At 59.0% G+C, this 26,479-nt stretch carries 27 protein-coding genes and 1 riboswitch; of the genes, 4 read left to right on the top strand and 23 right to left on the bottom strand.

Translation table 11 applies throughout. From position 1 onward, the window contains the following. Window positions 1-111: 111 nt before the first annotated feature. From IB255_RS07250 to IB255_RS07305, 12 genes are all read right to left on the bottom strand, one after another. Complete coding sequence (locus tag IB255_RS07250) at window positions 112-792, bottom strand: energy-coupling factor ABC transporter permease (protein WP_192209947.1); 681 nt, start codon at window positions 790-792, stop codon at window positions 112-114. A gap of 37 nt (window positions 793-829) precedes the next feature. Then, a riboswitch (cobalamin riboswitch) is annotated at window positions 830-1,025 on the bottom strand. A 250-nt stretch (window positions 1,026-1,275) separates the two neighbouring features. After that, window positions 1,276-3,375 carry a TonB-dependent copper receptor gene (locus IB255_RS07255; RefSeq protein WP_225594725.1) on the bottom strand — a complete coding sequence of 700 codons (2,100 nt, stop codon included), beginning with the start codon at window positions 3,373-3,375 and terminating at the stop codon, window positions 1,276-1,278. Between the two features lie 41 nt (window positions 3,376-3,416). After that, window positions 3,417-3,851: a copper uptake system-associated protein gene (locus IB255_RS07260; protein WP_192209949.1), complete on the bottom strand. Its 435-nt coding sequence runs from the start codon at window positions 3,849-3,851 to the stop codon at window positions 3,417-3,419. A gap of 25 nt (window positions 3,852-3,876) precedes the next feature. After that, window positions 3,877-5,814, bottom strand: a complete 1,938-nt coding sequence (locus IB255_RS07265; protein ID WP_225594726.1) for a TonB-dependent receptor plug domain-containing protein — start codon at window positions 5,812-5,814, stop codon at window positions 3,877-3,879. A gap of 57 nt (window positions 5,815-5,871) precedes the next feature. Continuing rightward, on the bottom strand, window positions 5,872-6,171 hold the full coding sequence (locus tag IB255_RS07270; RefSeq protein WP_192209950.1) for a c-type cytochrome: 300 nt from the start codon (window positions 6,169-6,171) through the stop codon (window positions 5,872-5,874). Window positions 6,172-6,294: 123 nt separating this feature from the next. Continuing rightward, window positions 6,295-6,675 carry a DUF2946 family protein gene (locus tag IB255_RS07275; RefSeq protein ID WP_192209951.1) on the bottom strand — a complete coding sequence of 127 codons (381 nt, stop codon included), beginning with the start codon at window positions 6,673-6,675 and terminating at the stop codon, window positions 6,295-6,297. A 287-nt stretch (window positions 6,676-6,962) separates the two neighbouring features. Next, the gene (gene copD / locus IB255_RS07280) at window positions 6,963-7,817 is read right to left on the bottom strand and encodes a copper homeostasis membrane protein CopD (RefSeq protein WP_192209952.1); all 855 of its coding nucleotides are present in this window, start codon (window positions 7,815-7,817) and stop codon (window positions 6,963-6,965) included. A 5-nt stretch (window positions 7,818-7,822) separates the two neighbouring features. Beyond that, window positions 7,823-8,194 carry a copper homeostasis periplasmic binding protein CopC gene (gene copC, locus IB255_RS07285; protein ID WP_192209953.1) on the bottom strand — a complete coding sequence of 124 codons (372 nt, stop codon included), beginning with the start codon at window positions 8,192-8,194 and terminating at the stop codon, window positions 7,823-7,825. Window positions 8,195-8,509: 315 nt separating this feature from the next. Next, window positions 8,510-10,717, bottom strand: a complete 2,208-nt coding sequence (locus IB255_RS07290) for a TonB-dependent receptor (RefSeq protein ID WP_192209954.1) — start codon at window positions 10,715-10,717, stop codon at window positions 8,510-8,512. A 71-nt stretch (window positions 10,718-10,788) separates the two neighbouring features. Further along, window positions 10,789-11,166 carry a DUF2946 domain-containing protein gene (locus IB255_RS07295; protein WP_318652749.1) on the bottom strand — a complete coding sequence of 126 codons (378 nt, stop codon included), beginning with the start codon at window positions 11,164-11,166 and terminating at the stop codon, window positions 10,789-10,791. A 13-nt stretch (window positions 11,167-11,179) separates the two neighbouring features. Further along, on the bottom strand, window positions 11,180-12,538 hold the full coding sequence (locus IB255_RS07300; RefSeq protein WP_192209956.1) for a PepSY-associated TM helix domain-containing protein: 1,359 nt from the start codon (window positions 12,536-12,538) through the stop codon (window positions 11,180-11,182). A 100-nt stretch (window positions 12,539-12,638) separates the two neighbouring features. Beyond that, a complete protein-coding gene (locus IB255_RS07305; RefSeq protein ID WP_192209957.1) occupies window positions 12,639-13,013 on the bottom strand; it encodes a hypothetical protein in 375 nt (124 codons plus the stop codon). A gap of 236 nt (window positions 13,014-13,249) precedes the next feature. Between IB255_RS07305 and IB255_RS07310 the strand changes: the two genes are divergently transcribed. Continuing rightward, complete coding sequence (locus IB255_RS07310) at window positions 13,250-13,531, top strand: CopG family ribbon-helix-helix protein (RefSeq protein WP_192209958.1); 282 nt, start codon at window positions 13,250-13,252, stop codon at window positions 13,529-13,531. Window positions 13,532-13,720: 189 nt separating this feature from the next. Here the strand turns inward: IB255_RS07310 and IB255_RS07315 are convergent, their stop codons facing one another. Together IB255_RS07315 and IB255_RS07320 are read right to left on the bottom strand one after the other, a co-directional pair. After that, window positions 13,721-14,029 (bottom strand): hypothetical protein, encoded by a 309-nt coding sequence (locus IB255_RS07315; RefSeq protein WP_192209959.1) that lies wholly within the window; start codon window positions 14,027-14,029, stop codon window positions 13,721-13,723. 388 nt (window positions 14,030-14,417) lie between these two features. Beyond that, window positions 14,418-14,840, bottom strand: a complete 423-nt coding sequence (locus IB255_RS07320) for an ester cyclase (RefSeq protein ID WP_073700333.1) — start codon at window positions 14,838-14,840, stop codon at window positions 14,418-14,420. A gap of 131 nt (window positions 14,841-14,971) precedes the next feature. Between IB255_RS07320 and IB255_RS07325 the strand changes: the two genes are divergently transcribed. Then, window positions 14,972-15,865: a LysR family transcriptional regulator gene (locus IB255_RS07325; protein WP_192209960.1), complete on the top strand. Its 894-nt coding sequence runs from the start codon at window positions 14,972-14,974 to the stop codon at window positions 15,863-15,865. A gap of 233 nt (window positions 15,866-16,098) precedes the next feature. Here the strand turns inward: IB255_RS07325 and IB255_RS07330 are convergent, their stop codons facing one another. From IB255_RS07330 to IB255_RS07340, 3 genes are all read right to left on the bottom strand, one after another. Next, a complete protein-coding gene (locus IB255_RS07330) occupies window positions 16,099-16,557 on the bottom strand; it encodes a hypothetical protein (protein ID WP_192209961.1) in 459 nt (152 codons plus the stop codon). Window positions 16,558-16,841: 284 nt separating this feature from the next. Beyond that, window positions 16,842-17,288 (bottom strand): hypothetical protein, encoded by a 447-nt coding sequence (locus IB255_RS07335; RefSeq protein WP_192209962.1) that lies wholly within the window; start codon window positions 17,286-17,288, stop codon window positions 16,842-16,844. 50 nt (window positions 17,289-17,338) lie between these two features. Next, entirely contained in the window at window positions 17,339-18,295 is a 957-nt protein-coding gene (locus IB255_RS07340; RefSeq protein WP_192209963.1) for a hypothetical protein, read from the bottom strand. Window positions 18,296-18,495: 200 nt separating this feature from the next. Between IB255_RS07340 and IB255_RS07345 the strand changes: the two genes are divergently transcribed. Then, complete coding sequence (locus tag IB255_RS07345; protein WP_192209964.1) at window positions 18,496-18,744, top strand: helix-turn-helix domain-containing protein; 249 nt, start codon at window positions 18,496-18,498, stop codon at window positions 18,742-18,744. Window positions 18,745-18,900: 156 nt separating this feature from the next. Here IB255_RS07345 and IB255_RS07350 read toward each other — a convergent pair whose 3' ends face one another. Genes IB255_RS07350 through IB255_RS07360 form a run of 3 tightly spaced genes read right to left on the bottom strand, consistent with a single transcriptional unit; the run spans window position 18,901 to window position 20,638 of the window. Then, window positions 18,901-19,278 carry a metalloregulator ArsR/SmtB family transcription factor gene (locus IB255_RS07350; RefSeq protein ID WP_192209965.1) on the bottom strand — a complete coding sequence of 126 codons (378 nt, stop codon included), beginning with the start codon at window positions 19,276-19,278 and terminating at the stop codon, window positions 18,901-18,903. Window positions 19,279-19,326: 48 nt separating this feature from the next. Next, window positions 19,327-20,286 carry an HlyD family secretion protein gene (locus IB255_RS07355; RefSeq protein WP_192209966.1) on the bottom strand — a complete coding sequence of 320 codons (960 nt, stop codon included), beginning with the start codon at window positions 20,284-20,286 and terminating at the stop codon, window positions 19,327-19,329. Window position 20,287: 1 nt separating this feature from the next. After that, on the bottom strand, window positions 20,288-20,638 hold the full coding sequence (locus IB255_RS07360; protein WP_192209967.1) for a DUF3302 domain-containing protein: 351 nt from the start codon (window positions 20,636-20,638) through the stop codon (window positions 20,288-20,290). A 321-nt stretch (window positions 20,639-20,959) separates the two neighbouring features. On the opposite strand from IB255_RS07360, the gene IB255_RS07365 reads away from it, so the two are divergent. Continuing rightward, window positions 20,960-23,203 carry a tetratricopeptide repeat protein gene (locus IB255_RS07365; protein ID WP_225594766.1) on the top strand — a complete coding sequence of 748 codons (2,244 nt, stop codon included), beginning with the start codon at window positions 20,960-20,962 and terminating at the stop codon, window positions 23,201-23,203. Window positions 23,204-23,207: 4 nt separating this feature from the next. Here IB255_RS07365 and IB255_RS07370 read toward each other — a convergent pair whose 3' ends face one another. The 3 genes from IB255_RS07370 to IB255_RS07380 all read right to left on the bottom strand — a co-directional run bounded on the left by IB255_RS07370 (window position 23,208) and on the right by IB255_RS07380 (window position 26,327). Beyond that, window positions 23,208-24,224, bottom strand: coding sequence for an AraC family transcriptional regulator (locus tag IB255_RS07370; protein WP_192209968.1), 1,017 nt, complete (start codon window positions 24,222-24,224; stop codon window positions 23,208-23,210). Window positions 24,225-24,288: 64 nt separating this feature from the next. Beyond that, the gene (locus IB255_RS07375) at window positions 24,289-24,960 is read right to left on the bottom strand and encodes a DUF3313 domain-containing protein (RefSeq protein ID WP_192209969.1); all 672 of its coding nucleotides are present in this window, start codon (window positions 24,958-24,960) and stop codon (window positions 24,289-24,291) included. A gap of 65 nt (window positions 24,961-25,025) precedes the next feature. Next, window positions 25,026-26,327 carry an OmpP1/FadL family transporter gene (locus IB255_RS07380; RefSeq protein WP_192209970.1) on the bottom strand — a complete coding sequence of 434 codons (1,302 nt, stop codon included), beginning with the start codon at window positions 26,325-26,327 and terminating at the stop codon, window positions 25,026-25,028. Window positions 26,328-26,479 lie beyond the last annotated feature (152 nt).

Raw genomic sequence — 26,479 nt, forward strand, 5'->3', positions numbered from 1 at the left:
GGCCGATTTATGCCTTTGAAGTGGGGCAGCTACCGACCCATAGCGGACCTCTACTATCCGGAGCGCCATTCTCGGTGACACTCCGGATGAGGTGCCCGCGGAGGCGCGGTCTCAGGCAGCTTGGTGTAGGCGCACGTTGAACAGCGGCCCCTGACCGAAGCGCGCGAAGGTCTTGGCGAGGGCCAGCACACCCAGGTCAATCAAGGGCTCCACCAGGATCACACTCATGTAGGCCAGGCCAAAACTGCCGACCGATGCGAGATTTTCTGCGGAGAATCCGTGACCATAGAGTGCCCAGAAGGCGACCCAGACAACGATTCCGCCCTGATAGGTAGTGGACAGTGCAAGCGCTTGTTTGTAGCTGGTGTCTACGTAAGCGGTACGGGACGGAATAATTCGTTTCGCCACCATACTGATGCCCCACAGCGGAACCAGCAGCGTCGTAACGTTCATACCGTATTGCGGCAGATCGAAGGGGGCAAAGAACAGGCCTTGGATCAACAGGCCGGCTGCCAGGCCTATGGCGGCGGCGCCCGCCCCAAACAGTAGAAGCAGCGTCGAACCAAGGATCAGATGCACCTCGGAAACTCCGACCGCATGGTGCGGCAGCAGCTCGAAGAAGCAGAACACCAGGGCTGTTGTCAGCAGACTGCGCAATGCCAGCGCAGTGACGCCTCCGTTATGGCGAATGCTATCCAGGGCGAGCTTGGTGGTGAGGCCGAAAGCGCCCACCGCTGTGGCATAGCTCAGGTAGATTTTGGCGCCTTCAACGACGCCGGGTTCGATATGCATGATGACTCCTTTTCTGCGCCCGCCGCGCAGTATGGTGGCTATTGGTTGACGTGATGGCAGGTCTCCTGACTTGCGGCTTGGCACTTCGCCCTCCTTCCCGGCCAATTGGCCAGTGGCTACAGGGTGTCGTTCACCGCCTACAGTTGCGGGGGCAGTCAGGGCTTGGGCAGTAATCGCCGAACCCTGTTCCCTCTAGTCCGCCGTGAGGCGGAACCATCGCGATTCAGATTACTCGTTACAGCTGTTCAAAGCAGCGTCCTAGGATGCCATCTGACGCGTCGGCAACTGGTCACAGCTGTCGTGGATAGTTGAAGAAAGGCCCGCTCGTGAGAGCGGGCCCTTACCTGCCACCAGCGAAAGGCGGAAATGCCTAGGAGGTCGCTGCGCAAGCTGTCGCGGTTTTTCAAGGGCACTCACGACTGACCCCTGTGCTCTGCCGCACTGCTGGCTCGGCGGAGTTTCGTCAAGACCGGAAGACGGGCCTCAGAAACTGAAGTCCACCTTGGTCCAGAAGGTACGTCCCGGTTCGTTGATAGCCTTGTCGCCCGGGAAGCCGAAACCGGCATCTCCTGCCAGGTTCAGGTGTTCCGAGTAGTTCTTGCCGAACAGGTTGTCGACGCCCGTGCTGACCTTGAAGTTCTTGCTCAGCTTGTAGGCGCCATTGAGCGAGAAGACGCCGAAACCAGCGGTCTTGCCAAAGTCCTGCCCGACGACGTTGCCGTCACCTACTGCCACCCGGTTCTGCGCGGCCACCACGCGCCAGAGCCCGCCGACACTCCATTGGTCGCGCTCGTAGGTCAGGCCCAGGCGTGCATCCAGCGGCGGCATCTGCGGCAGGGCGCGACCATCGGTCGTGTTCTTGCCCCAGGCATAGGCCAGAGTTGCGTCGGTCTTCCAGTTGGCGTCGAGCTTGTAGCTGGCACCCAGCTCGCCCCCCATGATGCGGGCGTTGATGTTGCGGGCCTGAGAACTGCTCATGCCCATCATGTCGGTGCTGTACTGGAACAGGATGAAGTCGCGTACCTCACCCACGTAACCCGAGGCCCAGGCCTGTAGCTTGCCGTCGTTGTACTGGGCGCCGAAGTCCAGCTGGGTGGTCTTCTCCGGCTTGATCGAGTCGAAGGCATTGACCGAGCCGCTCGGACCGCTACCGGGGGAGAATAGCTCCCAGTAATCGGGGAATCGCTGGACATGGCCGATACCGGCGTAGAGGGTGGTGGGCGAGTCGGCCAGGTCATACTCGTAGCGTGCGAAGCCGCTGGGCAGCGTGTCGGTGCGGGTGTCGTCGGCGGTCGGGTTGGGCATGCTCATCGACATGCTGCTCAAGGTCTGGCGATAGTCCTTGGCGTCAGCTCGGTCGACCCGGGCCCCGGTGACCACCCGACTGCGTTCGGCGGCGTACCAGGTCAGTTCGGCAAAGGCGCCGTAGTCGTGCATCACCGCGTCTTTCGTCCAGGGGAAAGCGTCGGTGTCGATGTAAGTGTCGCTCATCATGTCGTAGCTGGAGCTGCGGTCGCGGTGCTCGCTGCGCAGCGCATCAAGCCCGGTGACCAACTGGTAATCCGTCCACTTGAAGGTGGCGGCGACACGCCCGCCGACAGTGCGGCGATCCACCTGAGCGGCCATCGCCATGGGCATCATGCTGTTCGGATCCGGCGTGCGCAGACGGAAGTTGTCCATGATGTGGTCTGCGTAGTTGTAGTAGACCTGCGCCTCCAGCTTGTCGAACGCTTCATTGATGTGGCGCTTTTCGAATTTCAGGCCCAGGCTCTCGCGCTTGAACTGCGAGCCGTCCATGCTGCGACCGGCGTAGCGCGCTTCGCCGTTACCCTTGCCGGCGCTCAGCTCGAGCAGGGTATCGGCGTCAGGGGTCCAGCCCACGGCCACGTCGCCGTTCCACTTTTTCCAGCGCGAAGGCACGGTATCGTTGTTGCCGTCCTTGTAGTCATCGGCTTGGGCCTGGTTGCCCACCGCCCGCACATAGCCTTGTGGGCCGCCGGCCGCGGCGTCGACAACCTTGTCGAAGCGACCGTTGGAACCGCCCAGGATGCTGCCATTGATCCGAGTCCCCAATTCGCCGAAATGCTCCGGCTCGCGCTCGAAGAGTACCGTGCCGGCGGAAGCGCCAGGTCCCCAGAGCACGGTCTGCGGGCCCTTGATCACGGTCAGCTTGTCGAAGGTTTCGGGGGAAATGTAGGAGCTGGGCGCATCCATACGAAACGGACAGGCGCCGAGCATCAGTCCGCCGCTGGTACGCAGGTTCAGGCGCGAGCCGAACATGCCGCGCAAGACCGGGTCGCCGTTGGTGCCTCCGCTGCGGATGGCAGAGAAACCAGGGATGGTCTTTAGGTAGTCGGTGCCATCGCTGGCCGGCACTGGCTGCCGGGCCTCCTTGGGATTGGTGACGATGGTCAGCGGCGAGCTCTGCTGCACCGCTGTGATGACCTGTGGCTGCAGCACCAACACGTTGCTCGGTGCTTCGTCGTTATCACCCGCGCCGGCGGCAACGCCAAGGGCCGGAAGCGACAGGCCGAACACCAGCATGCAGGCCTGACGCAGCGGATTCAGGGGATAGGTTGGCATCGTTTTTCTCTTTTTCCTTATCGTGTTCATGGGGCAGATGCTCAGTGGTCTGCTGGATGGGGATGCCCATCCATGCGCTGCGTGCCTTGGAACAGCGCGAACTGTTTGAGGCGTTCCGGCGCAATACTGCTTTCGCTGCGGGCAATGGCCTGGCTCAGAGAGTCCGCTTCTTGCGCGGAAAGGCCGGCCCTGCGCAAGGTTTCGGCCTTGCGCAGGGCGTCACCGGCGCAGAGCACCACCCTCCACTGACCCTCGACACGTTGCAGCAGCGCGCGGCCACCGCGTTTGCCCTGGGTCCACCCGGCCACGGCGTAGTCGCTCTCGACCGTCACCGGGTCCACCTGCAAAGGCGCGTCGGGGCGCTCCCAGGTGTGCTTCATCATTTGGGTGATGTCGTTCGCCGCATCGGAACCGGCCGCCATCAAGGGAGATGCGACCGCCAGGAAAAGCAGTGCCATCCATTTGTGCAGGTGCATGTCGTTACTCCTTGTCGGATTGAAATCAGAAGCCCATCCGCACACCCAACTGTGCGGAGGTACCGGGCATGGGGTAACCGGGGCGATAGGCGTAGTCACGGTCGAAGAGGTTTTCCAGGGCGACAAATACTTCGCCGTCCGGGCCGAAGGCCGGCACCTGGTGGCCAATACGCATGTTCACCACGGTGAAGCCGCCAACCTGCTCGTAATTGCTGGCACCGGCGCTGCGCTCTTCGGCGAGAACGTACATCTCGCTCTGGTACTGAGCGTCCGCGCTTAGGCGCCAGGGACCGTTCTCGAGGGTGCTGCCCAAGGACACCGAACGGCGCGGCGCGTAGGGCAGCGTGGAGATACTCGGGTCGAGCCAGGTAAAGCCCAGGAAACTGCTCCACTGGCTATTCCAGCGTTGCTGCCAGGTCGCTTCGGCACCGCGCATGTCGTAGTCGCCGAGGTTGACGAAGGAGGGTTGCGACACCGTTGGCGGGAAGGCGAACAGGTAGCGATCCTTGAGTCGATCCTTGAACAGGGCGAGGTCCAGGGTCGTGTCAGACAGCGGCTGGAACTTCACTCCCAGCTCCTGGTGGTCGAGGCGCTCGGGATCCAGGTCCTTCCAACTGCTGCCCAGGGCGGGAATCAGGTGCGACATCACCGCGGCGTCCAGGCCCGGGTAATTGATGCCGCGCGAGACGTTGGCGCGGAACTCCAGGCCATCGGTAGCCAGCAACACCCCGGCATGGGGGGCTGTGGCGTTGTCGAAGACATTGTGCTGATAGGCGCGGATGCCGGCCGAGGGTGTCAGCGTCCATCTCTCACCCAGAGCGATTGACTGGCTCAGCGCCACGTGAGGGGAAGTGACGCGCAGGGTCGGAGTATCGAAGTCGTCGCGCGGAGCCGGAGCGATGCGTTTGAACTTGGCCTCGCCACTGCTCTCGTCAATCTCCAGGCCCAATGATACTTCGCCGTTGCGCCACGGCCGCAGGGCTTCTTCCCAGCGCACCCCCTGCAGGGTGAAATCGCTGATGGTGTCGCCATCGGGAGCCGGCTGGTCCAGGGCGCTACCGCGGCCCTCGTTGTGGTACAGCTTCAGGCTGCCCTGAGCCCAGTCGTACTGGTGGTCCAGCGACCAGCTAAGCAACGTGCCGCGGGTATTGAAGTCTCCCATGCTGGTGCCCGGCTTTCCCTGCTGGCCAGGGTCGGACACCTGGTTTTCGGCATGCAGCAGCAGGACATGGCTGGACCAATTGTCGTTCAACTGATAGCCCAGGCGAGCCATGCCGTTGTTGAGCCGACCATCGCCGTCGGGACGGTCGCCGGCCGAGTAGGCTGAGCCCTGGGCCAGGAGGTAGTCCCACTGGCCGCTCCGGCCGATCAGCGACGCCTGGTCAGTGGCGGTATGGAAGCTGCCGCCAGTGACCTGCAGGTCACCATGCTGGTTATCGCCGGGAGCTGCCTGGCGCGGAGTGAGGTCGATGGCGGCGAAGGTGTTGCCGAACTTCTGCGGTTGCGGACCCTTGTAGACATCGATGCTCTGCATACCGTGGACCGGCAGAAGGTCGAGCAGCGGATGACTCCATACCCCCATGTAAAAGGGAATTCCGTCGACGTAGGTCTTGATCTCGCTACCCGGTCGGCTGGCGCCCATGCCGCGGATGTACACAGCGCCCCCTTCAGCGCCGCCGAAGGAGCCCACTGGGTTAAAGCGCGACACCGTGACTCCCGGTGTGCGGCGCAGCGCCGAGGAAAGGTCCAGCGCATTGAGGTCGCGTATCTGCTCGCGAGTCACCATGGTGCTCAGGCTGCCGAATGTATCGACGCTGTTCTGCTCAATGACGGCGGAGCCGATGACGTCCTGAGCCGGCAATTCGACTGGCGCCTCAGCGGCCCAGGTTTGCGGTGCGCCCAGCATGGCGGCGCAAGCACCGCCGCAAAGCGCGCCGGCCTTGAATCGTTTGAATCCCTGCATTCTTGTTCTTTCCCGTGCTGGCGGCGGGTCCCGTCAGGCACCGCCGCCTGGATAGAGTCAGTGCGACATCCAGCGGATGACGGCCTTGTAATCCTCAACGCTACAGTCCATGCACAGCCCTCGTGGCGGCATGGCGTTGAAGCCCTGGGTAACGTGCTGCACCAGCACCTCATCACCCTGTGCCAGGCGAGGCTTCCAGGCGGTCTGATCGCCTTTCTTCGGGGCCTGAGGCAACTGACCGTTATGACAGGCACCGCAGGCGCGGTTGAAGACGGCTTCCGGATCCTGGGCTGCGTGGGCGAGCGGAAGGAAGCCGAGCGCGGCGGTAAGCACGGTGAGAACGGAGGTTCTTTTCATGGTGAGATAGCCTGATCTGTGGCCGTCGGAGCGGCCGCGAACGTCATTCAACGGTTCGGAGTGCCGAGCGCAAACGCGCGCGGGCATCACTCGGAAATTGAAGTGGGCGGTGAGAAAGGCAGATCAGGCCGCGGGAGAGGCGCGTGGATTGGCCGTGGGCCAGGTGTCGCGGGGAGCCGGTATGGCGAAGGACTGGTGGGGCAAGCCGATACGCCGCGCGCGACGCAGCAGCCAGCCCAGCACCAGCAAAGGAAGGACCAGGAAGGCAACACCGGCGCAAACCGGGCATTTGAAGTTCGACATCAGGCCGTCGGAAGTGGTGGCCTTGCCGCTGTCGTCCACTGGCTGGGTCGCCGAGGTCAGCGAACAACTGATGCCATCGATGCCACTCAGCTTCAGCCCCACGGCTTGACCGTGGAATATTCCACAGGCAAGCAGGTTCACCAGAACGCTGACGTACAGCATCCAGATGACGGGCAGGCGGTGATGGCGAAGTGGGTTCATGGCCGAATAATCTAGCAGTCCTTCGAATCTCTGCGGAAGCCCTTCGTTGTGAGCAAGAGCCCCCGAAACAGAATTTTCATGTTCGTTGTTTGGGCGCTGAGAGCCGCAAGCGCTGGCGGCTATGCGGGACTCCCTGCGGCAAATTCGCACAGTGCAAAGTGCTGATGTCTGGCACACCTGGTGCCTAGCTTTGAAGGTGAATCGTGTCGGCGGGGCTGGCTGAACCATTCGCGAGGAATAAGCGAGGCATGAGTCCGGCAAAGAAGCTGCAAGAATAGTTGTGTGGATCAGGTAGCCATCGGTGGGAGGGTACCCAGCAACGCAACAGCCATCACTGCAGCTAGCCCACAACACCACTCGATCACAACACTCCGCCGCAACATCAACAGTTGACGCTGCGATCGTGTTGCCAAAATAGAACGATTGAGTATCGCAAGCAGGAGCATACAACCAACTAAAGCGAGCTTGATGGTGAGCACCTGGCCGAATGTCGAAGTGCGAGGATCCGGCCAGCTCCCGGTGAGTGCCCACACATTCAGCAGCCCTGTGCCCAGAACACCCGCCACTAAGCCGTAACCGATATAACTGAAGCGCTGGAGCATCCTCCAGGTGAACGAAGAGGTTAAGTAGAGGACTGCGCAGAGCCAAAGTAGTCCACCGAACCATGCTCCCGCGCAGAGGAGGTGGACGGCCTGGTTGAGTGTGAGCGCAAGACCTTCCCAGCCGCTGAACATAGCGACATGTCCCACCGGAGCAAGGGTGGCGACCACCGCCGCTGAAAGTGGCAAGCGGAACTGGCGTAAGTTGAAAACAAAGCTCAGCAGCAGGCCGAGGCAACACAGTAGATGCCAGCACCAGACGTGACCAAAGTAGGTCTCCATAAGGACCGCTGCAATGACCGACAAGTCGAGGGCGGCCCGCCAGTCATCTTCCAGGCTGGCGGCCGTGAGAAGCAGCCAGGCGAAAGCCCCCAACATGATCAGGCAGGCTAAGGTTCGATACCCTGGAAGCAGGCATCGATCCAGACTTGAAAATGCTATGGGTTCGCTGCGACCCAGGATGTGCCGAAACAAGACGCTGCCGAACACCAAGAAAACCATTGCGTAGTGTACGAAGCGGCAGAAAACCAAGGCGTAGTCCATGGAGCTCAGGGATTCACCTTGAAGCGGTAATGCCCCTCGCTTTTGTGCGTATCCACTGACACGGCATGCCATTCGACATTGTACTCGCCTGCGGCCAATGGCTTGGCTGGCGTGACAATCAACTCCTTGTTGTCTCCGGGATTGGTGGCGATCCCGCTGATGGCCACTTCGGCGCCTGCAGAGGTGGTGATCTTGACCTTGGTAAACCTTGGCTCAATGCCTTCGGAGAACATCAGTCGCAGCTCGCTGGGTGGGCTTACACTGCTGTCGGCTGCTGGTGCCTCCTTCTCCAGGTGAGCATGGGCCAACACCGATGAGGCCCCGAGCAGACTGGCGAGTAACATCGAGGTATTCAAAAAACCGCATTTGATCGACATGAATAAAACGTCTCCAGTGGTAGGGAGATGAAACTTCGCGTGCCTAGTTAAAGGCATAGGCCAGAATGGTCAAATCGTCATCGCCAGAAACGGTGAAAAACGGTGTCGGGCAGTCCGCCAACACCTCGCTGGCAGGGTGACGTTCACCGTTGCAGTAGTCCCGGCGTAGCGCAGTTCACGAGCGAGAGACCCGCCCGAAAGCGGGCCTCTGCGTGCCACCAGCGCAAGGTTCATTGCCCGGGAGGTCGCTGCACCAGCTGTCGCAGTTTTCAAGGGCGCTCACGGCTGCCCCTTACAACCAGTGCCGGTTGTCCGTCAGAACTTGAAGGTCAGGCCGAGTTCAGCGCTTCGTGGCGCCCCCACGTACACCTGAGTCGCCGAGTACCCCGAGTATTCGCCATAGAAGCGATTGGTGAGGTTGCGGCCGCGCAGCGTCACGGTGGCGTTTTTCAGGTCGTAGGCCAACGAGGCGTCGAACACGGTGTGTCCTTCGACGAAGTAGGTGTTGGCGGTGTCGGTATAGAAACCGCTGGCATGCTTGGCATAGACACCTGCCGTCACCGGCAATGCGTTGAACTGATAGATCAGCGCCGCGTTGGCGGTGGTGTGCGGTACGTTGACCGGGTGATTGCCCGAGCGATCGGCGCCGCCGGCTTCAATCAGGTCGTCGTATCGGGCATCGACCAGGGAGACGCCGAGGTCTGCGCGAAGCTGTGAAGTCAGTTTGGTCGACGTCGTTAGCTCCATGCCCTTGGATGTCTGACGACCACCCTGCACGGTCTGCGTTACATCATTAGGGTCGCGAGTGAGGATGTCGTCCAGTTGAATCCAGTACAGCGATCCGAGAATGTCGGTAGCGCCGTCGAATGCCGTCGCCTTGAAGCCCACCTCCACCGATTTGCCCTTGGAAAGGCCGAACTCGCCATTTGCGGTGGAAATCAGCAGCAGCGAGGACACCGGGGTGACGGCGGTGCTGTACTGCGCATAGAGCTGCACATCGGGAGTCAGGTTGTAGACGGTGCCCAGTCGCCAGGAGAAGGGTTCGTAGGTGGGATGGAAGGATTGGCGGGTGCCCAGATTGAGATCGGTAATGCTGCGGCGCAGGTTTATATCCTCGTAGCGGATTCCACCCACCAGCAGCCAATCCGGCGTCAGGTTGAATGCGTCCTCGGCAAACACCGCTGTACTGTCCATGTTGGATTGGTACACCACGTTCTTGCCGCTGCCCGGCCAGTTCGACGCTGCCGAGGAGGGGAAGCTGCCGACGTCCGGATCACTGACCGTCACCGAAGTGGTGGTGCCATTTTGCCGAGGGTTGTTCAGGTCGGTGTAGCTGTATTCGGTACCGATAGTGAAGCGGTTGCGGTGTTCGCCCCAATAGGTGTCGTTACCCAGGCTCAGGCGCTCGCTCCAGAACTGCTGGTCGTGACTGATGCGCTGAACGGTTCGGTCGAGCTTACCGGTGCTGTTGTTATAGGTTTGTTCGCCACTAAGGAAAAAGTCCCGCCGTGCGGTGTAGTAGCTCATCAGGTTGTTGAGCGTCCACGTATCGTTCAAGCGGTAGTCGGTCGTCCAGCGCAGCATGTTGCTGCGGGCGCCTGAGTGGGCACCGTCCGGGTTGTAGTTTGTGTAACGGTTGCCTTTATCCACCACTAGGCCATAGGGGTTATCGACGATGCTGCTGGGGTTCTTCGCTACTGACGCAGGTACCAGCGGAGAGCCTTGGTAGGTGGAGTCGTACTTGTCGTAGAAGTGGTCGAACGCGAACAGCATCGACAGATCATCGCTGGGCTTGTAGAGCACGCTGCCGGTCAAACTGAAAGCGGTCGTGTCCTGATCGTCCACGTCGTAGAAGCTGTCCGAGTCGGTGTAGCTGACGTCGAAGCGAGCGGCGACGCTGTCGCTTAAGGGTTGATTGACGCCGATGGCGGCGCGCTGAGTGTTGAAGCTGCCATAGCTGAGCTGCCCGTCCACCTGCTGCCCATCGAGGCTCGCCTTGCGGGTGATCAGGTTGACGGTGCCGCCCAGTGCGCCTTCACCGTAGAGCACCGACGCCGGGCCCTTGAGTACTTCGATACGCTCATATGGCCAGGTATCGACGTCGCGAGTGGTGATGGTCGATGCGGCGACCCGCACACCGTCCTGCAGCACGTTGATGGTATTGCCGGTGAAGCCGCGCATGCTGAGCACGGCCGGGTTGCCCGGCACATTGCCGACGGTCGCGCCGGTGATGTCGCCGAATGCTTCCTTGGTAGTGCGCAGGCCTTTCCGCTGCATGTCTTTCTGCGTCTTGGTTTCCACGGTGGCGGGCGTCTCCCGCGCGCTCATGCCAAGGCGACTGCCGGTGCCGTTGACGCTATCGATATGCAAAGGGTCGACATCCTCGCTCGGGGCCTCGCCACTGATTTGCATGGGAGCGAGATCCACGGGTTGTTCGTGCGCGCCATCGTCGGCCAGCGCTGCGCCGCAGCCGAGCGGCATGAGCAGAAGTGGGGAGAGATATCGGGTCAGTCGAAGAGTCATCGGAAGCTCGAAAACAGGTTGAATGCGAGCGCCCCGCACAAGGGCGGAGAGCTACCAGAAGTCTTGCAGGATCAACCGATGAGCAGAGGTGGCGCGCGACTGCGCGCGCCGGGAAAGGTCGGGGCATCGACCTTACGTGTGTGAACCGGCTCGTGGTGCAGGGCATGCAGTGGAGCCACGGCACGGCTGAGATGAATATCCGCGTGGCATAGCGCCGGATGCTGGAACAGCAGCGAGCAATAACCGCATTTCTCCCAACCCGCCAGGTCGCTGCTGACGGTCGAATGCTCAGTTGCGGCCGAGTGCTGCATGGACATGCCCGGCATGTCCATGCAGTAGGGTATCTCCATCGACTGTCCGTGCTCGGCGTGCAGCAACGCACTGCCCTGGCCCAGCAGGGGGCCAAGGAGCACCATGAGCATGGCGAAGGCGCCCAGCCAGGCGCCCACGCGGAACGTCTTGTCAGGCCTGCTCATTGTCCAGCGCAATATTTGCCGTACGCAGCCCCAGCAACGCATCGATTGCAAGTAGTAGCACAAGGCTGCCGCCCAACACCGGCAGGGCAACTCCCAGGGCCAGGCTTGCCAGCAGGCTGATGCCGCGTGCCAGTGGCGAAAGTTCACGCCAGGCAGCCATCAAGGAAGGCTGCAGGCCGCGAGTAGGACGACGCTTCCTCCACATCGCATACCCCAGGCACACCATCACCACCAAGCCGATGCCGACCACGATCAACAAAAGCTGGTTGGGCAAGCCGAACAGCGCTCCCATGTGTGCATCGATTCCCCAGCGGGTGAGCTTTGCTGCCATGGGGTAATCAGAGAAGACGGCGTGGTCGGTCACCTGCAGGTTGGTCGGATCGATAGCGACAGCGTCGACATGGGTTGGCCAGCGGCGGTCGATCTCGGTCACCGTCCAGGCCTGGCCGGGTTTAGCAGCCGGCTTGATCTCGATGTGCGCAGACTGGATGCCCGCTGCCCTGGCAACACTCAGGACTCGGTCGAAAATACCGTCCTCCATGGGCATTGTGGGCATGTCCATGGGCATCGACATGTGATGCTCGGCATGCTCATCGTTCATCCCGCGACTGGCCATCGAAGAATGAAGTTGGGTAGAGACCGAAGGCGTTCCCCAGCCGTACCAGGCGCGTAGTACACCGATGTTGCCGCCGGCATATTGTGACCAGGTCAGCCCGGTGGCGGAGAAGAACAGCAGCCCCAGCATGAGCCACAATCCCGCTTGACTGTGCCAGGCAAGAAGCCCTTTGCTGCGACGACGGCGTGACCAGAGATAAACCCCGCCCAGCGCCGCCACCCAAAGCCAGGAGGCAGCTAGTTCGCTGTAGAGCCGGCCCAGATCACCCAGCAGCAGCCCACGATGGAACTGGTCGAGCCAGGTGCGCAGCGGCAGCACGCCACTGGTGCCATAGACGGTCATGTCGCCACGAATCTCTCCGGACACCGGATCGATGAAAAGCGCGCGACTCTCCGAAGGGGCGGACTTGTCGTCCCGGAACATGATCCGGGTGGTATCGCCTGGCGCGGGGCTCGGTCTAACGGCGAAAACGGGAGCGTCAGCCCCCAAGTACTGGCGAGCCAGGCGAACTTGCTCCGCAATCGCGAGAGGTGCGCCGTGGGTCGAAGCGTGCAGGGCATCCTCGTAAATCAGCTCTTCCAGTTGAGGAGTCAGCGCGTAGAGCACGCCACTTAGCGCTGCGACGAGAAGGAAGGGGCCAACGAATAGCCCGATGCAGAAGTGCAGGCGCCGCAGCACGGTGCCCAAGGCGCGCGAAGAAGCCGCGCCGGATGAAGTAGAGTGAGTCATAGAGGTACACCCAACCGCGCGGCACCCGTTGTGTCAGGTATCGCGAGGGAATCGAGGACAGTTGATTCGAAGAGACGGTGAGCGGCGAGGGCCGTGTCTCTCAAGGGCCTTGCGGATTGACTCGTGGAAGAACATAGCGCGCTTGGAAAAGCAGACCGCTGCTGACGCTTGGTGGTGGCTCCGGTGGTGCGCGCATGAGCCAACCCAGCGCGAGGAACACCAGAAACCCCAGCGGAAGTGAGCCCGCGAACAGGCAGTCCCCACCGGCGCTGCCCATGGCGTGAATAGGCGAGGGATGCTCATGCTGACCGCCCATCGACATCGACATGTCATGGGCATGATGATCATGGGAAACGGCGCTTGGCATGCATGCTATTGCATTTCCATGCCCCAGACTGCAGATCAAACCATTGATCAGCAAAATTCCCAGCAGCATCAGTGCTGGTAAGGAGCGGAGGAAATGCGAAGCGTTCATGGCGCGCACTTTACCACCTGGTATAGCGATGACCTAGTAGCAGACGGTGAAGCCAGGGCCATTCAGTTCTCGGGACTGAGTTACAGGGGGAAGCGGAAAAGTCCGCTTCTGGCCGTTCGCAGACCTGGGTTCGTCGTATGCCAACGGCTCCTGATCAACGAGCTAACAGGTTCCATGGGTTTCAGGGTTGATGGCTGTTGCCGGCTAAACTCTGTGTTTTGGAACAGGAGTAACCCATGTCTCCTATAGTCAAAACTACGGCCGTCTCGGTACTCCTTCCCCTGCAACTGGCCAGGGCAGTTGAGCAATTGGTCGAGCGTACAGGGCAAAGCAGGGACCAGATTGTGCATCAGGCGCTGGAGGCTTGGGTGGAGCGGGAGCAAACACGCAGCCGACTAACTCGCGAGTCTCTGAGCGACGTAGATAGCGGTCATGTAGTTGATCACCAGGCAGTGCTGGCGTGGGCTGAAAGTCTGAGTTCCGAGGATCCGCTGCCGGCGCCTTTTAGGCAGCCGTAAAATCATTGGAGACGGCTACTGACGGGGGCTGTAGAGCTCCTGTTAACCATTTTTTTCGACTGTAAACAGCCTAGGTTTACAGTCGAAAAAAATGGTTAACAGGTAGGACTCTGCGCTGAGGTCGGGTGCGTTGGTGGGCTGCAGCGATCAGGGGCAGTTGCAGGTGAACGTCCCCAAATCACACGATTGCTACCAGCAGCCCTGTTCGTCCTTGAGCCGCTCCATTTCCAGAGTGTCAGGGTTCCGGCCTTTTTCTAAAGGAGATGGGTCCTGCACCAATGCTTGGATATCTGCACGGCACTCCTCTGCGGTGGAGTAGTGGCGCATAGGCCAACCATCACAATCGTCTTGTTCCACCAGAGCGAAGTGGCTCTCCTGGCCTGGGGTCCACGTCACCTTGTAGGTGCGATAGGTGGGGCCTGCGAGGTCGGCAGCCAGGCTTTGCAGTTCGTTTAGGGTTTCGTGGATCGCTGCGTCATAGGCAGTGGTAGGTGTCATCTCGACGTGATCTCCTAGTGACATCCTGTAAATAAAAACAGTGTTTTGGTGGGCAGTCAATCGTGGCCATTTGAAGCCTGATCCCCGCGCATTCGGAGATATCTCTACTTTTTAGAGCATGTGCACATGGTGTCGCGCCGACATGAGGGGGGCCTGACCATGGTTCGTCCATCTAGGACCAACCATGGTCACCGGCCGCTACCGACCCAAAACGGACGTCAGTAAGCCCGATCGTGACGAAAGATGGTTAAACAGCAGCGGCCGGCGACGAGCACACAACAGCCGCTACTGCCTGCCCGCTTCGAGGCGGTCTAGCCAAGTAGCTTAAAAAGTTCTGCTGGAGGTGCTCGGTGCCTGTTCTAATCGTTCAGCTTGGGAAAGCAATTAATTATCTATAATCAATAATTCCTAGCTGTTTGGCCATAGCCAGTTCGTTACGCTCGACAATCTCTTCGACTATTTTTCCGTCATCGCCAAAGCGAAAATACGTTAGCGCTGTCCAGGTTACATCCTTACCTTTCACGTCGAATCCGTGCCAAGTATTGGACCCTTTAGCCTCATGCGTTAATGCCACGACAACGGTGTCCGATGTTACTACTTCCTTGTAGAACGTCGTATGGATAGCCTCGTACCGCTCGGTTACATTCAATCTCAAGGCTGCTTTGAAAGGCTCGATACCCACGATGGGGGCGGCGCAATCTGGTCTATGAATAATGACATTATCTGAAAAAAATTCAGAAACTCGCTCCACGTCCTTGCCATCAATACAAAATTTGAAGTAGTTCCTCACTACACCCATAATGTCGATCATTTATAAATCCACCATTCAGCCTTCAGTTCAGACAGTCTTCACTGCAAAGGATTTTGCTATAGTGCCTAGGGTCAATTCGATGAAAAAGCTTAATTCTGGAAATCATATTTTCGTGAACTGGAGAAATGCATATGGATCGCTGGACCGAATACGAGGTTTTTGTAAAGACTGCTGAGTTGGGTAGCCTCAGCAAGGCCGCAGAGGCGCTGGGGCTTTCGAATGCCGCGGCAAGTCGTCACATGGCAGCGCTGGAGGACCGACTCGGAGTAAGGTTGATAGAGCGCAATACACGACGCCTTTTTGTGACCGAGATCGGCAAGAAATTTTACGAAAAAGCCAAATGTTCTCTTTCCACCATGAGTGGCGCAGTAGATGCAGTTGCCGCAAGTAAAAGTCATCCAGTGGGAGTGTTGCGAGTCACTGGCTCGTTATCGTTATGCCTGAAGCATATCATTCCTTTGATTCCGAAATTCAATCAGCTATATCCTGATGTGCGCCTAGATGTTGTGGCGGAGAATCGCTATTACGACATAATCGACGACAATATCGATGTCGCCATTCGCACAAGAGGGAGTGAAGCAGATACAAGCTTGATCGTTCGCCAGTTGTCGAAAACAAAACGCGTATTGGCAGCATCGCCCGAGTACTTGAAGATCCATGGCTTCCCTCGCCACCCTACTGAGCTTTCCGGACATCCATTACTGCTCTACACATATGCGGACTCTCCGTATGAAATGACATTTCAACGAGGCGAAGAGTCAGTCAGGATTCCCACCAAGCCCGCTTTCGAGTCCAACGATGGTTATCTCCTACGCGCTGCTGCACTTCAGCACATGGGAGTCCTAGCGCAGCCTGTCTACGTGATTCACGATGACCTGGTGACGGGTCGCTTAACCACGGTTTTGTCCGACTGGGAACTACCATTACTGGAAATAAATCTGGTTTATACCTCTCGATCGCACCTGCCTGCCAAGACGCGAGTTTTCATCGATTTTCTCATGCAAGAGTTCCAGAGTTTCATTTGAGTAATCACTAATAACCCTTTGTTTACTGACACCGTTAGTTAGCGCACCGCAGTTATCGGGTGTGATACGTCTCTCTCCCTGATAGTTAAGGCGGGGGAAGCGAGTCGGCTTGATCATTCCGTCCGCGGGTGCCCGCTTCTGGCCGGTTGCGGTCCTCCCGAAGCAGCCGACGATCGATGCTCTTAGCAACATCAACTAGGGGCCATAGGCCCCTAGAGAAAGCAGTCGAGTTATCAGCGCTGTACAGTCTGCTTTGGCGCGGATAGGCGCGTCAGTGTGTGCTCACGGCCGCAGACTTTGAAATGGATGGTGTCGGCATCTGCTAGGTCGCCTTCTAGGTAACCCATCTCGAAGTCGTCACGGCTGCGCTTGATCAATTGCTTGGGCTTGAGGACTACGTGACCAGCGACGTTGGAACCGACCACGGTGTACTTAAGGTATTGCGGTTGGCCAGCCCACACTAGATGGTTCTCAACGATGCCGTTAACCGCGCCCGGAATTCCGCCATCTTGAAGGGTAAGGGTGAAGGACTGCATGCTCATACGGGACGGCGGGCATACGAAGTCACCTTTCCAGGTTCCGGCCATGGGTTTTTGACCCATATCGAGTCCGAGCGGTGCGCCTGCGCAGCCAACCAGGGTTATAGATATGGTGGAGACAATCAGAGCACGTTTCAGTATGGGAAATTCCAAGTAGATGTCCTTTCTATAAGAGTTTTTACGGGGGCGAAAAAGGGAAGGAATGGGCAGCGGTGTTCAATAGGAACTTTGATGTATATTTCCTATCACTCAAGATTATCTTGATAATTCTCATTGCGCTGGTGTTGGGCTGTAGTATTCGATGATTTTCCAGGCGGGAGTTGGAGGCTGACCATGGTTCGTCTGTATCCAACTGCTCCTAGTCACCGAGTAGTACTTCGTTGAAGTAAATAATAAAGAAGGGGCGCGTGGCCCCTTCTAGAATCCAGATTTTTGAGTTAGCGTTGAGCTGTCTGCTCACTTTCAGAAACTCTCTTCAGAGTGTGCAGTCTGCCACACCCAACAGCCATGATTGTGTTGCTGTCAGGCATGTCGCCGCTAATCGGCCCCATGGTGAAATCACCGCGGGTGGTTTGCAATATCTGCTTACCCTTGATCTCAACATGGCTTGCAATCGTAGAGCCCACTACGGTGTACTTCATGAAGTTTTTCTGGCCGCCATAATAAAAGGTGTTTTCAATAATCCCATTGAAAGTTCCGGGAATATTCCCATCTTTTAGGTTCATCACAATGTCCTGACGCGTCAGCTTTAGGTTAGGGCACAAGTAGCTTCCCTTCCAGAGGCCCGCCATTGGCTTCTGTCCCATGTCCAAACCCAGAGGAGCTCCCGCGCATCCTACAAGAATTGTTGGAACTGTCACGGTCATTAGAATTTTTTTCAGCATAGGGAGTTTCCAGATCATATCTTGTTAGATAGGTTTCTCTTGATTTTTGTTCAGTGCTCTGAATTTAGCGATAGCAGGATATTGTTCGAGTTTTTGCCTGATGTGATGATTAATCTATTTATCTTAATCACCGCTATGCGAGATCCATCCTTCTTTGAATCGTAGCCATTTTGGAGGCTATCTAAGTATCCATAAACGGTAATCGTAAGTGGCTTGTTTTCAGAGATGTAGGATTCGAGTTGACGCGCCTTGTCTTCATTCACGACTGATAAGTACTTAAACTGCATGCCGTTGTTGAAGTTTAAGTGGTAATTACGGTTGTTGCTCCAGCCAATCCAGCCACGGCGTTCGGGCATAGTGCCACCCATAATTGCTTTTTTGCGTTCAGCCTGGGTGACGTAGTGGTATGCGTTGAAAGGAGAGTAGTCGAATGGGAATGCCTTTTTGTCGAAGTCGTAGCTCTTTAGGCTGTAGCCATTATTTTCTGGAAGATCAATTTTAACGTAGCGAATTTTTTTGTAATTTTCATAGTTGGCTTTAATGAGTGGCTCGATTTGTTGTGCAATGTCTTTCTGTCTGAATTTGTCATGAGTGTTGCCATACTGGCGTAACAGGCTGTCGATATCTTTATCGCCGCTCAGACTTCCGCTGTTCGGTATGAACAAAGAAGAACCGAAACTATCTATGAACGCTTGTACATCTTCGGGTTGATCAGAGTGCGCGTTATAGAGATACAGCAACTGGCTGCCATTTTCGATCTTGGTGTATTCAGATTCATCAATGAGCTGTGGCGGAGCAGGGAGGCTCTGGAAGGTCGGAGCGTCACTTTCCTGCTTCTGTTCGCCCCTGGCGGCACGCTCTGCAGCTGTTTTGGCATTCATGGCTTCAATTTGGGCCATTACACCGGTTTTTGGCTCGGCGGCTTGCTCTGCGTGCTTCTCGCTTTTGTCACCACAGCCAGTCAAGAGAATTGCTGCTGTCAAAACACCAACTTTTCTTAGATGCACTTATGCGTCCTTATGATTTTGTGAGTCCACTTAGCCTGTGGGGAACTGTTACCTGCGACACTGGGGAAGACGCTTCCCCAGAGGCTTCATCTCGTCCAGGCTGCACTTTAAGGCACAGTGCTAGCATGCAAAATATCTGAAAATCAGATATTTGAAAACCAGATATAGGTTGCTGGGCTGACCAATCACGGCCGGCACCTATGACCAAAGCGATTTATCGGGAGGAGTACAGCGTGTTCCTCGCAGTCCTGAAGCGACGCCGTTTGGAGGCAGGACTAACCCAGGAGGCCTGCTCCACCGCCTTAGGACGACCTCAATCCTTCATGAGTGATGTGGAGCGGGGTATTCGCCGCTTGGACATCATTCAGATTCGTGATCTATGCAAGGTCATGGGTTGTGACCTTCCGGAGCTGATCTCCGACTTCGAGTCCCAATTGCGGGCGAGCTGAAGCCGTGGCTTTCCCAGTTAACCGACGGCCGTATGCATGCAGTCGTAATCGACTAGTCGGCAGCAAGCTGAGCAGTTCATGGGGACTGAGGATTGGGAGTGGAAGGAGTCAAGGATCAGGGGGCGTTCTGGTTAGACGAACCATGGACATCGGTAGCTACAGACCCAAAGCGAACTGTGAATGCGAGGAAGCGCGGGATGGCCTGCTTTGCATATCAGCCAGGCGCACGAGAGAGGGGTGAAGCCATACTTTGTTCGATTGCAGTGTCTTCTGAATGATCTCTTGAACCCACGTGGGCGCACTCGGGCTTAGCCTGTAGTGCACCCAAGTTCCTCTTCGTTGGAATATGAGAAGATCAGAGCGTACCATGTGTGCCAAATGGCGGCTTACCTGAGGCTGCATCATTGTCATTGCGTGCATGAGCTCCAGAACACTAAGTTCACCCTCATGAGCGATTAGCAAAAGCGCGCGAGCGCGCCCCTCTACTGCCAGACACTGGAAAAGCGGATGTAAGCTCGTAGCTAAAACTCCCATCTCGCAAGATTAGAATAGAGCCCTAGTCTTCCTTGGTGAACTGCACGCTCAGTGGAAAGGATAGATGTAGTTAAGCCAAGATGACATGCGCAGCAGAATTTTACGCATCACAGCCAGTTCCTTGGCGTGCTCGCTATATACCGCCGCTTGGCCAAAGGCACCGCCAGGCAATTCAGCGCGGTAGGGCTCAAAGGCAGGGTCAGTGATGTCGAGAACCACCGGCACCCGTCCGGGAGGTGGTGAGCCGGTAAACGAAACTAGATTGCCGCCGGGCTGAATCTGCCCTTCGCCAATCACCGGCAGCACGCGCCGAACCTTGGCCTGGAAGACCTGCCCGGGAAGGCCGTCAAAGGCAATCTCAGCGGCCGCTCCAGCCTCTAGACGCAACTGGCTATTCTGACGCATCCAGGCGACGTAGAAGTAGTCCTCGCTGGGCACGAAGACCATCGACGGTCTTGTAGCGAAGCGCGTGGCGCGCACGCCCGGGCGAAGAATGAGTTGCGTTACCGTGCCGTCAGCCGGTGCTCGTACTGTGGTGCTGTCTAGGTCGTAGCGCGCACCGAGCAGTTGGGCCTCAAGGTCATTGGCTCGCGCGGTGGCCTGATCCAAGTCACGGCGGTTGCCGACGTTCCGCTCGACCAAGGCCGCGGCACGGTTAACGTCCGATTTGGCCGAGACCAACTGCGCTTCTAGCGACTTGACCTTGCTCTCAAACGGCGTCGAGTCGAGGCGGAATAGTACGTCGCCTTTCTTCACAATGTGATCGCGTTGCACAGGCACATCGATCACCTGCCCACTTACATTGGGCGAGATAGGCGTGCTAATGAAATAGCTGCGCAGCACCTCTGAGTAGGGATGGTTGTAGTTCATGAAGAACACCAGGCAACCCACCAGGACGACGCCGCCCAGGGCAGCGGTGGGTACTGTCCACTTGTTCTTCGGGATGCGGAATATCTTGAAAATCACCACGCAGATCGCGGTGTAGGTCAGTAGCAGCAGGGTTTCCATGTCAGTTTTCCCCAGCGTCATTGCCGGTGATGTGGGCGACGGCCAAGGTGCGCTTGAGCTCCAGCAGCTCGGCCTTGATCGCCGCCAGCTCTGACTCCTGCCCACCGCCACGCTCCACCTGGCCCATGCCCCAGCCGCGGTCCTCACGATAAAGCGTCGCCCAGATCCACAGGAACGGCCAGAGCACATGCAGGGTGAATAGGCTAATCCAGCCGGCGACATGTATCGCGTCCTGGTGTGGGTGGTTACGGTGTTTGGCGATATCGTAGGGTATGTCGTGGATCACGATGATCCCGTAGAAGATGATGAGTGCGACGGCAATCAAGATGCCTAGGGCGACGTAATTGAGCATCGATTTGTCCTTGGCTGTAGGAACTGCGAGTGAACCAGCGGCGCGCCGGCATGACAGCCCTTGGTGTCTATTGCTACCCCACACGGTTGGGGGAGAGCGAGGTTTCACGCTAAAGCGTAGACAATGACGCTCGAGGTGGCCCGCTGCAGTTCACGCTTTTTTGGCTGTGTGATGGAATGCATTTTTACCAGACAGTGATGCCAAACAGCGCAGCGGTTGATACCGTCACACCGCATAGCCCTCATGGCCGATGAGTAAGGAAACCGCGTGCTGCAACGCTACATGCTTTTGCTTTTGCTGTTGTTGGGTTGCGGCTCCTCGATGGCGGCGACCTCAGCGGCCAAGCCAGGGTTGGCCAAGGATCGCGAAGGCTATGCCGATGCCGCCAGTTGCATGGGCTGCCACCAGGAACAGTCCCAGCAGTGGCAGACATCCGACCATGCGTGGGCGATGCGTGATGCCACGGCGGGCAACGTGCTGGGCAACTTTGCGGACCAGACCTTCGAGGAGGCCGGCGTCAGCGCGCGTTTCTACGAGAAGGACGGTCGCTACTTCGTCCACACCGAAGGACGCGACGGCAAGCCCGGCGACTTCCCGATCCAGTACACCTTCGGTCATTACCCGCTGCAGCAGTACCTCGTGGCCTTCCCCAATGGCCACTTGCAGGCGCTGACGATCGCCTGGGACAGCCGCCCGAAAGAGGCTGGCGGGCAGCACTGGTTCTCGCTCTATCCCGGCCAGCGCTTCGCACCGGACGACGCCCTGCACTGGACCGGGCGCTTCCAGAACTGGAACGCCATGTGCGCCGATTGCCACTCGACCCGGCTGATGAAGCACTACGAGGACAAGACCGATGCCTTCGCCACTACCTGGCAGGAGAAAACAGTGGGCTGCCAGGGCTGCCACGGCCCCGGCCAGGCTCATGTCGACTGGGCGAAGCAGAACAGGAGCGCGACCAAGGCCTATGCCTCGGCCAAGGAGATCGGCCTGCCGTTCGACCTCAAGGCGCTGAGCAGCCAGGAACTGGTGGGCCAGTGCGCCTTCTGCCACAGTCGTCGGCAGACCCTGGGCGTCGGCCAGCAACCGGGCCATCCGCAGCTGGATACTTCATTGCCGGCGACCTTGCGTGCCGGGCTCTACCATGCCGACGGGCAGATCGACGGCGAGGTCTACGAGTTCGGCTCCTTCAGCCAGAGCAAGATGTACGCGGCCGGCGTCGCCTGCACCGATTGTCACAACCCGCACACCGGCCAGGTGCGCATCGAGGGCAACGGCCTGTGTACCCAGTGCCACAACGCCAACCCTCCGGTTACGCGCTTTGCCAAGCTGCAGGCGAAGAACTATGACAGCCCCGAGCACCATCACCATCCGGCCGGTTCGCCAGGCGCCCAGTGCGTCAATTGCCACATGGCGAGCAAGACCTATATGGTGGTCGACCCGCGCCGCGACCATGATTTCCGCCTGCCGCGCCCCGACCTGGCCGAACAGACCGGCTCGCCGGATGCCTGCACTGCCTGCCACAGCGACCAGAAGCCGGCCTGGGCCGCCAAGGCCATCGAAGGCTGGTTCGGCTCGCCGAAACGGCCGAAACACTACGGCGAAGCCTTCCATGGCGTGCGCCAGCGCGACCCCGGCTCGGTAAGCCTGCTGGGTGCGGTGATCGCCGACATCGGCAGCCCGCCGATCGTCCGCGCCACCGCGGCGCAGCAACTGGTCGAACTGGGCCAGCCGGGTCTGGCGACCTTGCGCTGGGCGCTCAATGACGACAGTGCGCTGGTGCGTGCCTACGCGATTCCCGGCTTCGCCCGGATGCCGCCCGATCCCCGTGCGCGGCTGCTGTTGGCACAACTGGACGACACCAGCCTGGCCGTGCGCGATGAGGCCGTGAAGGTCCTGGCCGACGTGCCGCTCGAATCGATTCCGTTGGAGCGTCGCGAGGCGTTTTCCCAGCAGTTGGCGGACTATGAAAAGCGCTTGCGCAGCAATGCCGACCTGCCCGGAGGACGTCTGAACCTGGCCATCTTCCTCCAGCGTCGGGGCGCGATAGCGCAGGCCATCGAGCAGTACCAGCAGGCCTTGCGCCTGGACGCCCACTTCATTCCGGCACGGGTGAACCTGGTGACGCTCTACAGCGGCTCTGAGCAGAGCGGAAAAGCCGAGCAGTTGCTGCGCGAGGGGCTCGCCCTGGACGGGCTGCCTGCGACGGACCATGGCAATCTGGCCTACATGCTGGCGCTCTTGCTGGTGGAACACGGCAACCCGGAGGAGGGAAGCAAGTGGATGTCCACCGCGGCAGACGAGCTGCCAGGTAACGCCCGGGTTCACTACAATCAGGGCCTGTTGCTGGCCCAGCTGCGACGCCCGGGCGAGGCGGCCGCCGCCCTGGCCAAGGGGCTGGAAAACTCGCCCGACGATCCCGACCTGCTCTACGCGCTGATCTACCTGCACACCTCGGCAGGCCAACTGGATCAGGCGAAGGGCTACGTGCAGCGCCTGCAGCGAGTTGCACCGAAAGATCCTCGTCTTGAACCCATCAACCGGCAATGGGGTAATCCGGAGCAATAGCTCCCTAACTGGACGAAGGTTTGAAGCGAGGTTGGTACTGCAGACGATGCTCGATAGGTGTCATGCCAAACCAGCGATGGTGTGCGCGGCAAAAGGAAGTACTGCGTTGGTACCCCAGCTCTGTTGCGATCTGCGCCACAGTCAGATTGGTATTTTGCAGTAGCTGCTCGGCCTGCTTCCGACGAAAGTAATCAACGCGAACCTCGAAGTCCATGCCGCTGCTGGCTAACCGGCGCTGCAAGGTTCTTGAGTGCAGACTCATTAACCGCGCCACTTCCTCAAGCGAGCATCGACCTCTTGGTAATAGGGTCTGGATATGCCCTTGGAGTTGAAGATAGAGATTGTTATCTGGCGTACATTGGGCATCAAGGTAGAACCTTACGATTTCATGCAGCGTCGCATCCGCCTGGATGCAGGGCTGCTTAAGATCTTTTGGACGCAGCACCAGTGCATTGTGCCCCTGGCCGAACCGGATGGGACAATCAAAATAGTGCAGGTAACTGTCCGGGCTGCTTAGTGGTTGGTGGCGAAACAATACCGCTTTGGGGATGAAAGGAATGCCCAGCAATTCGGTGATCATAAGCTGGCCATGCAGCACGGATTTCTCGACGATTTGGGGCATTTCTGTGCTGTAAGGTAAGGCGTTGTCAAAGTACAGCATGACCACGCCGGCTCGCTGCTCTAGCCGGTAATGGATAGAGGCGCTGTAGAGACTCATGTAGCGCAACACCGCGATCAGTGCTTCGCCGACAGTAGCGGCCGTGCGGGCCAGGTGCTGAAGCGGGCCCAGCAGTGTAGAACCCTGACGAGTGGCCAGTTCCAGGCCAAGCGTGGGCAGCTGGACGGCGCTTGCGCTTCCTTCAAAGACCTGTACGAGGGACTTATAGGAGAGCGTCTTTCGATAATTGCCCACGATATCCAGACCTATACGATGGGGCGCTAGTTGATCTCGTAACGACGCACCTCGCTCCGCAAGTAGCTCACCGAACTGCAGTAGGGCCGTTCCGCGAATTCTGTCCATGGCCTTCTCCAGTACAGGGGATGCCGGCTGCTGGAGGAAAAGGCGCCGTCGGGCGCCGTATCCATCACTTGTGCTTGAGTTGCTCAAAGGATTTGAGCATGTCCCGCGCCCAGCCATCCAGCACGGCCTTAGCATCGTTGGCGGTCATCACCTGCGAGGAGTTATCCAGCTCCGTGCCGGCTCCCTTACGTACTACTTCGGCGACGACCGTACCGTCGCTGCCGCTGAGGAAGGCGGCCTCGGTGGCGATGCTGGTGTCCTGGTCGCGGATACCGGTGGCGGCGCTGACGCCCGCCGCGACCAGGGCGATGGGAATCACCTCATAAGGCTGCAGGCCCTTGGTCGAGGCGCTCACCGCGGTGATCGCCGGACGGACGACCAGCACGCCCGGGCCAGGGCCGTCCGCCAGGGGCAGCGCCTTGGCAAACTGGGTCTTTAGCACCTGGTCATAGTACTGGGTGATGCCGTCCAGGGTGCTCTGCGGAATCTTCTCGGTCGGCTGTGGCTGCGGATACAGCTGGCTGGGCTCGACATACACGCTGGTGAACTGATTTACATCGACGCCGGGCTTGATCCAGCGCATCACCGGGGCCCCGGAAGGCGACTTGTCTTCCTTGAGCACGCTGTAGTCCTTGAGGAAGCCGGAGTACTGCTCGGGCGCCACGTATTTGCTCGCGCAGCCGGACAGTACCAGGGATGTGAGGCACAGCGAGACCGCTAACGACTTCAACTTCATGGAAGTGCTCCTTGGGTTCAAGACTTGCTGGGAGGTTGGCTTGCGAAAAACTCTTGCTTGGCACTCTAGAAGCGCCAGGTCAGGCCGCCGCCCAGCGCGTGCAGGTAGGCATCCTTGTAGGTTCCGGACAGTGTCTGGCCGCTCCGTGACTTGGTCTGTTCGATATCCATGTCGCCCAACCACATGAATGTGTAGGCGGCGTGTACGTCCAGGCCATCGCCCAAGTCGTAGTTGAATCCGGTGGACAGGCGATAGACCGTCCCGGCCGGGTTGTCCGCTGTGCGATCGTCGTCGTCCATCATCGAGGAGTCGTAGCCCAGACCGAAGCTCCAGCGCAGGCGCGGGGTGTACTGGTACTGGAAGCCGGCGGAAATGTTCCAGGAGTCCTTGTAGCCGCGGTCGACCGTCGTGCTCTCGCTGATACGGTCGCCATCCACGGAAACACCCACCTGGCCGAAGTCGCTCCAGTCCTGCCAGCCCAGGCTGCCGAGCAGCGTCCACTGCCCATCCAGCTCGTGGGCCACGCTCAACAGGATGGTCTGCGGGATGCCCATGTCCAGCTCCAGCGAGTCCAGGTTGCCGCGGTTGAGCGCTAGGTTGAGCAGCGGATTGTTGATGTTCTTGAGCTCCGGCTTGTCCTCGAACTCGAACTTCACCTTGCTGGTGTAGGCCAGGCCCAGCTTGGTGCGGGGCCCGAGTTGGTAGAGCAGGCCGAGGTTCACGCCGCCAGCGAGGTCGGTGTCCTTGTAGCGCAGCTGCCCGTCGGGACGGTCCACCAGTCCTAGCACGCTGTTGTTCACCGCCACCTCGGTGCGGTAGTAGCCATAGACTAGGCGCGGCCCAATGCCGATGGTCAGGTCGTCGGTGAACTTGTGGGCGATGGTGGGTTGGAAGGACACGCCGATCAAAGTCGCTTCCTGGGTGAAGTAGCGGCCCGCCCAGTCGTCGTCGTAGTCCGCCAGCAGGCCGAAGTTGCCGTACATGCCGAAACCGATGGCCGAGCGCTCGTCGATCTGGTGGCTGATGAACAGGCTGGAGCCAGGCAGGTACTTGAGTGCGTTGCCGCCTTCGTTGCCGTCGAACTGATTGTCGCTGTCTCGGGCGAACTGATAATGCCCCAGGATCAGCTGTGCGTTGACGTTCAACTGCGTGCCTTTGAGTTCGGCTATCCCGGCTGGGTTGCTCATCAATACACTGGGATCGCGCGCGAGGGCGGCAGCGCCTGCGTTAGATAGCCCAGCTCCTTCTTGACCGGCCTCATAGATCAGTAGGTCGGCGGCACGGGCCTGCGCTGTGACCAGCGTCAAAGCGGACAGAACTATGGCGGCCGAGAGGGAGCAGCGGTGGGATGCAGGCGATCTGGACATGGGCTTCCTCTGCCAAAGCGTATTGGTGCACACGCTGATCAGCGTTGCGCAGCGGCGCCCTTCCTCGGCACCGCAGGGCTCCCCCGAGGCTTGCGCAGTGACGTACTCCAGCCTAGATGCTGCCTTGGGTTGTGCAAGCTTCGTGGCGCTGT

This window comes from Pseudomonas sp. PDM22, from assembly GCF_014851965.1.
In the GTDB taxonomy this organism is placed as follows: Bacteria; Pseudomonadota; Gammaproteobacteria; order Pseudomonadales; family Pseudomonadaceae; genus Pseudomonas.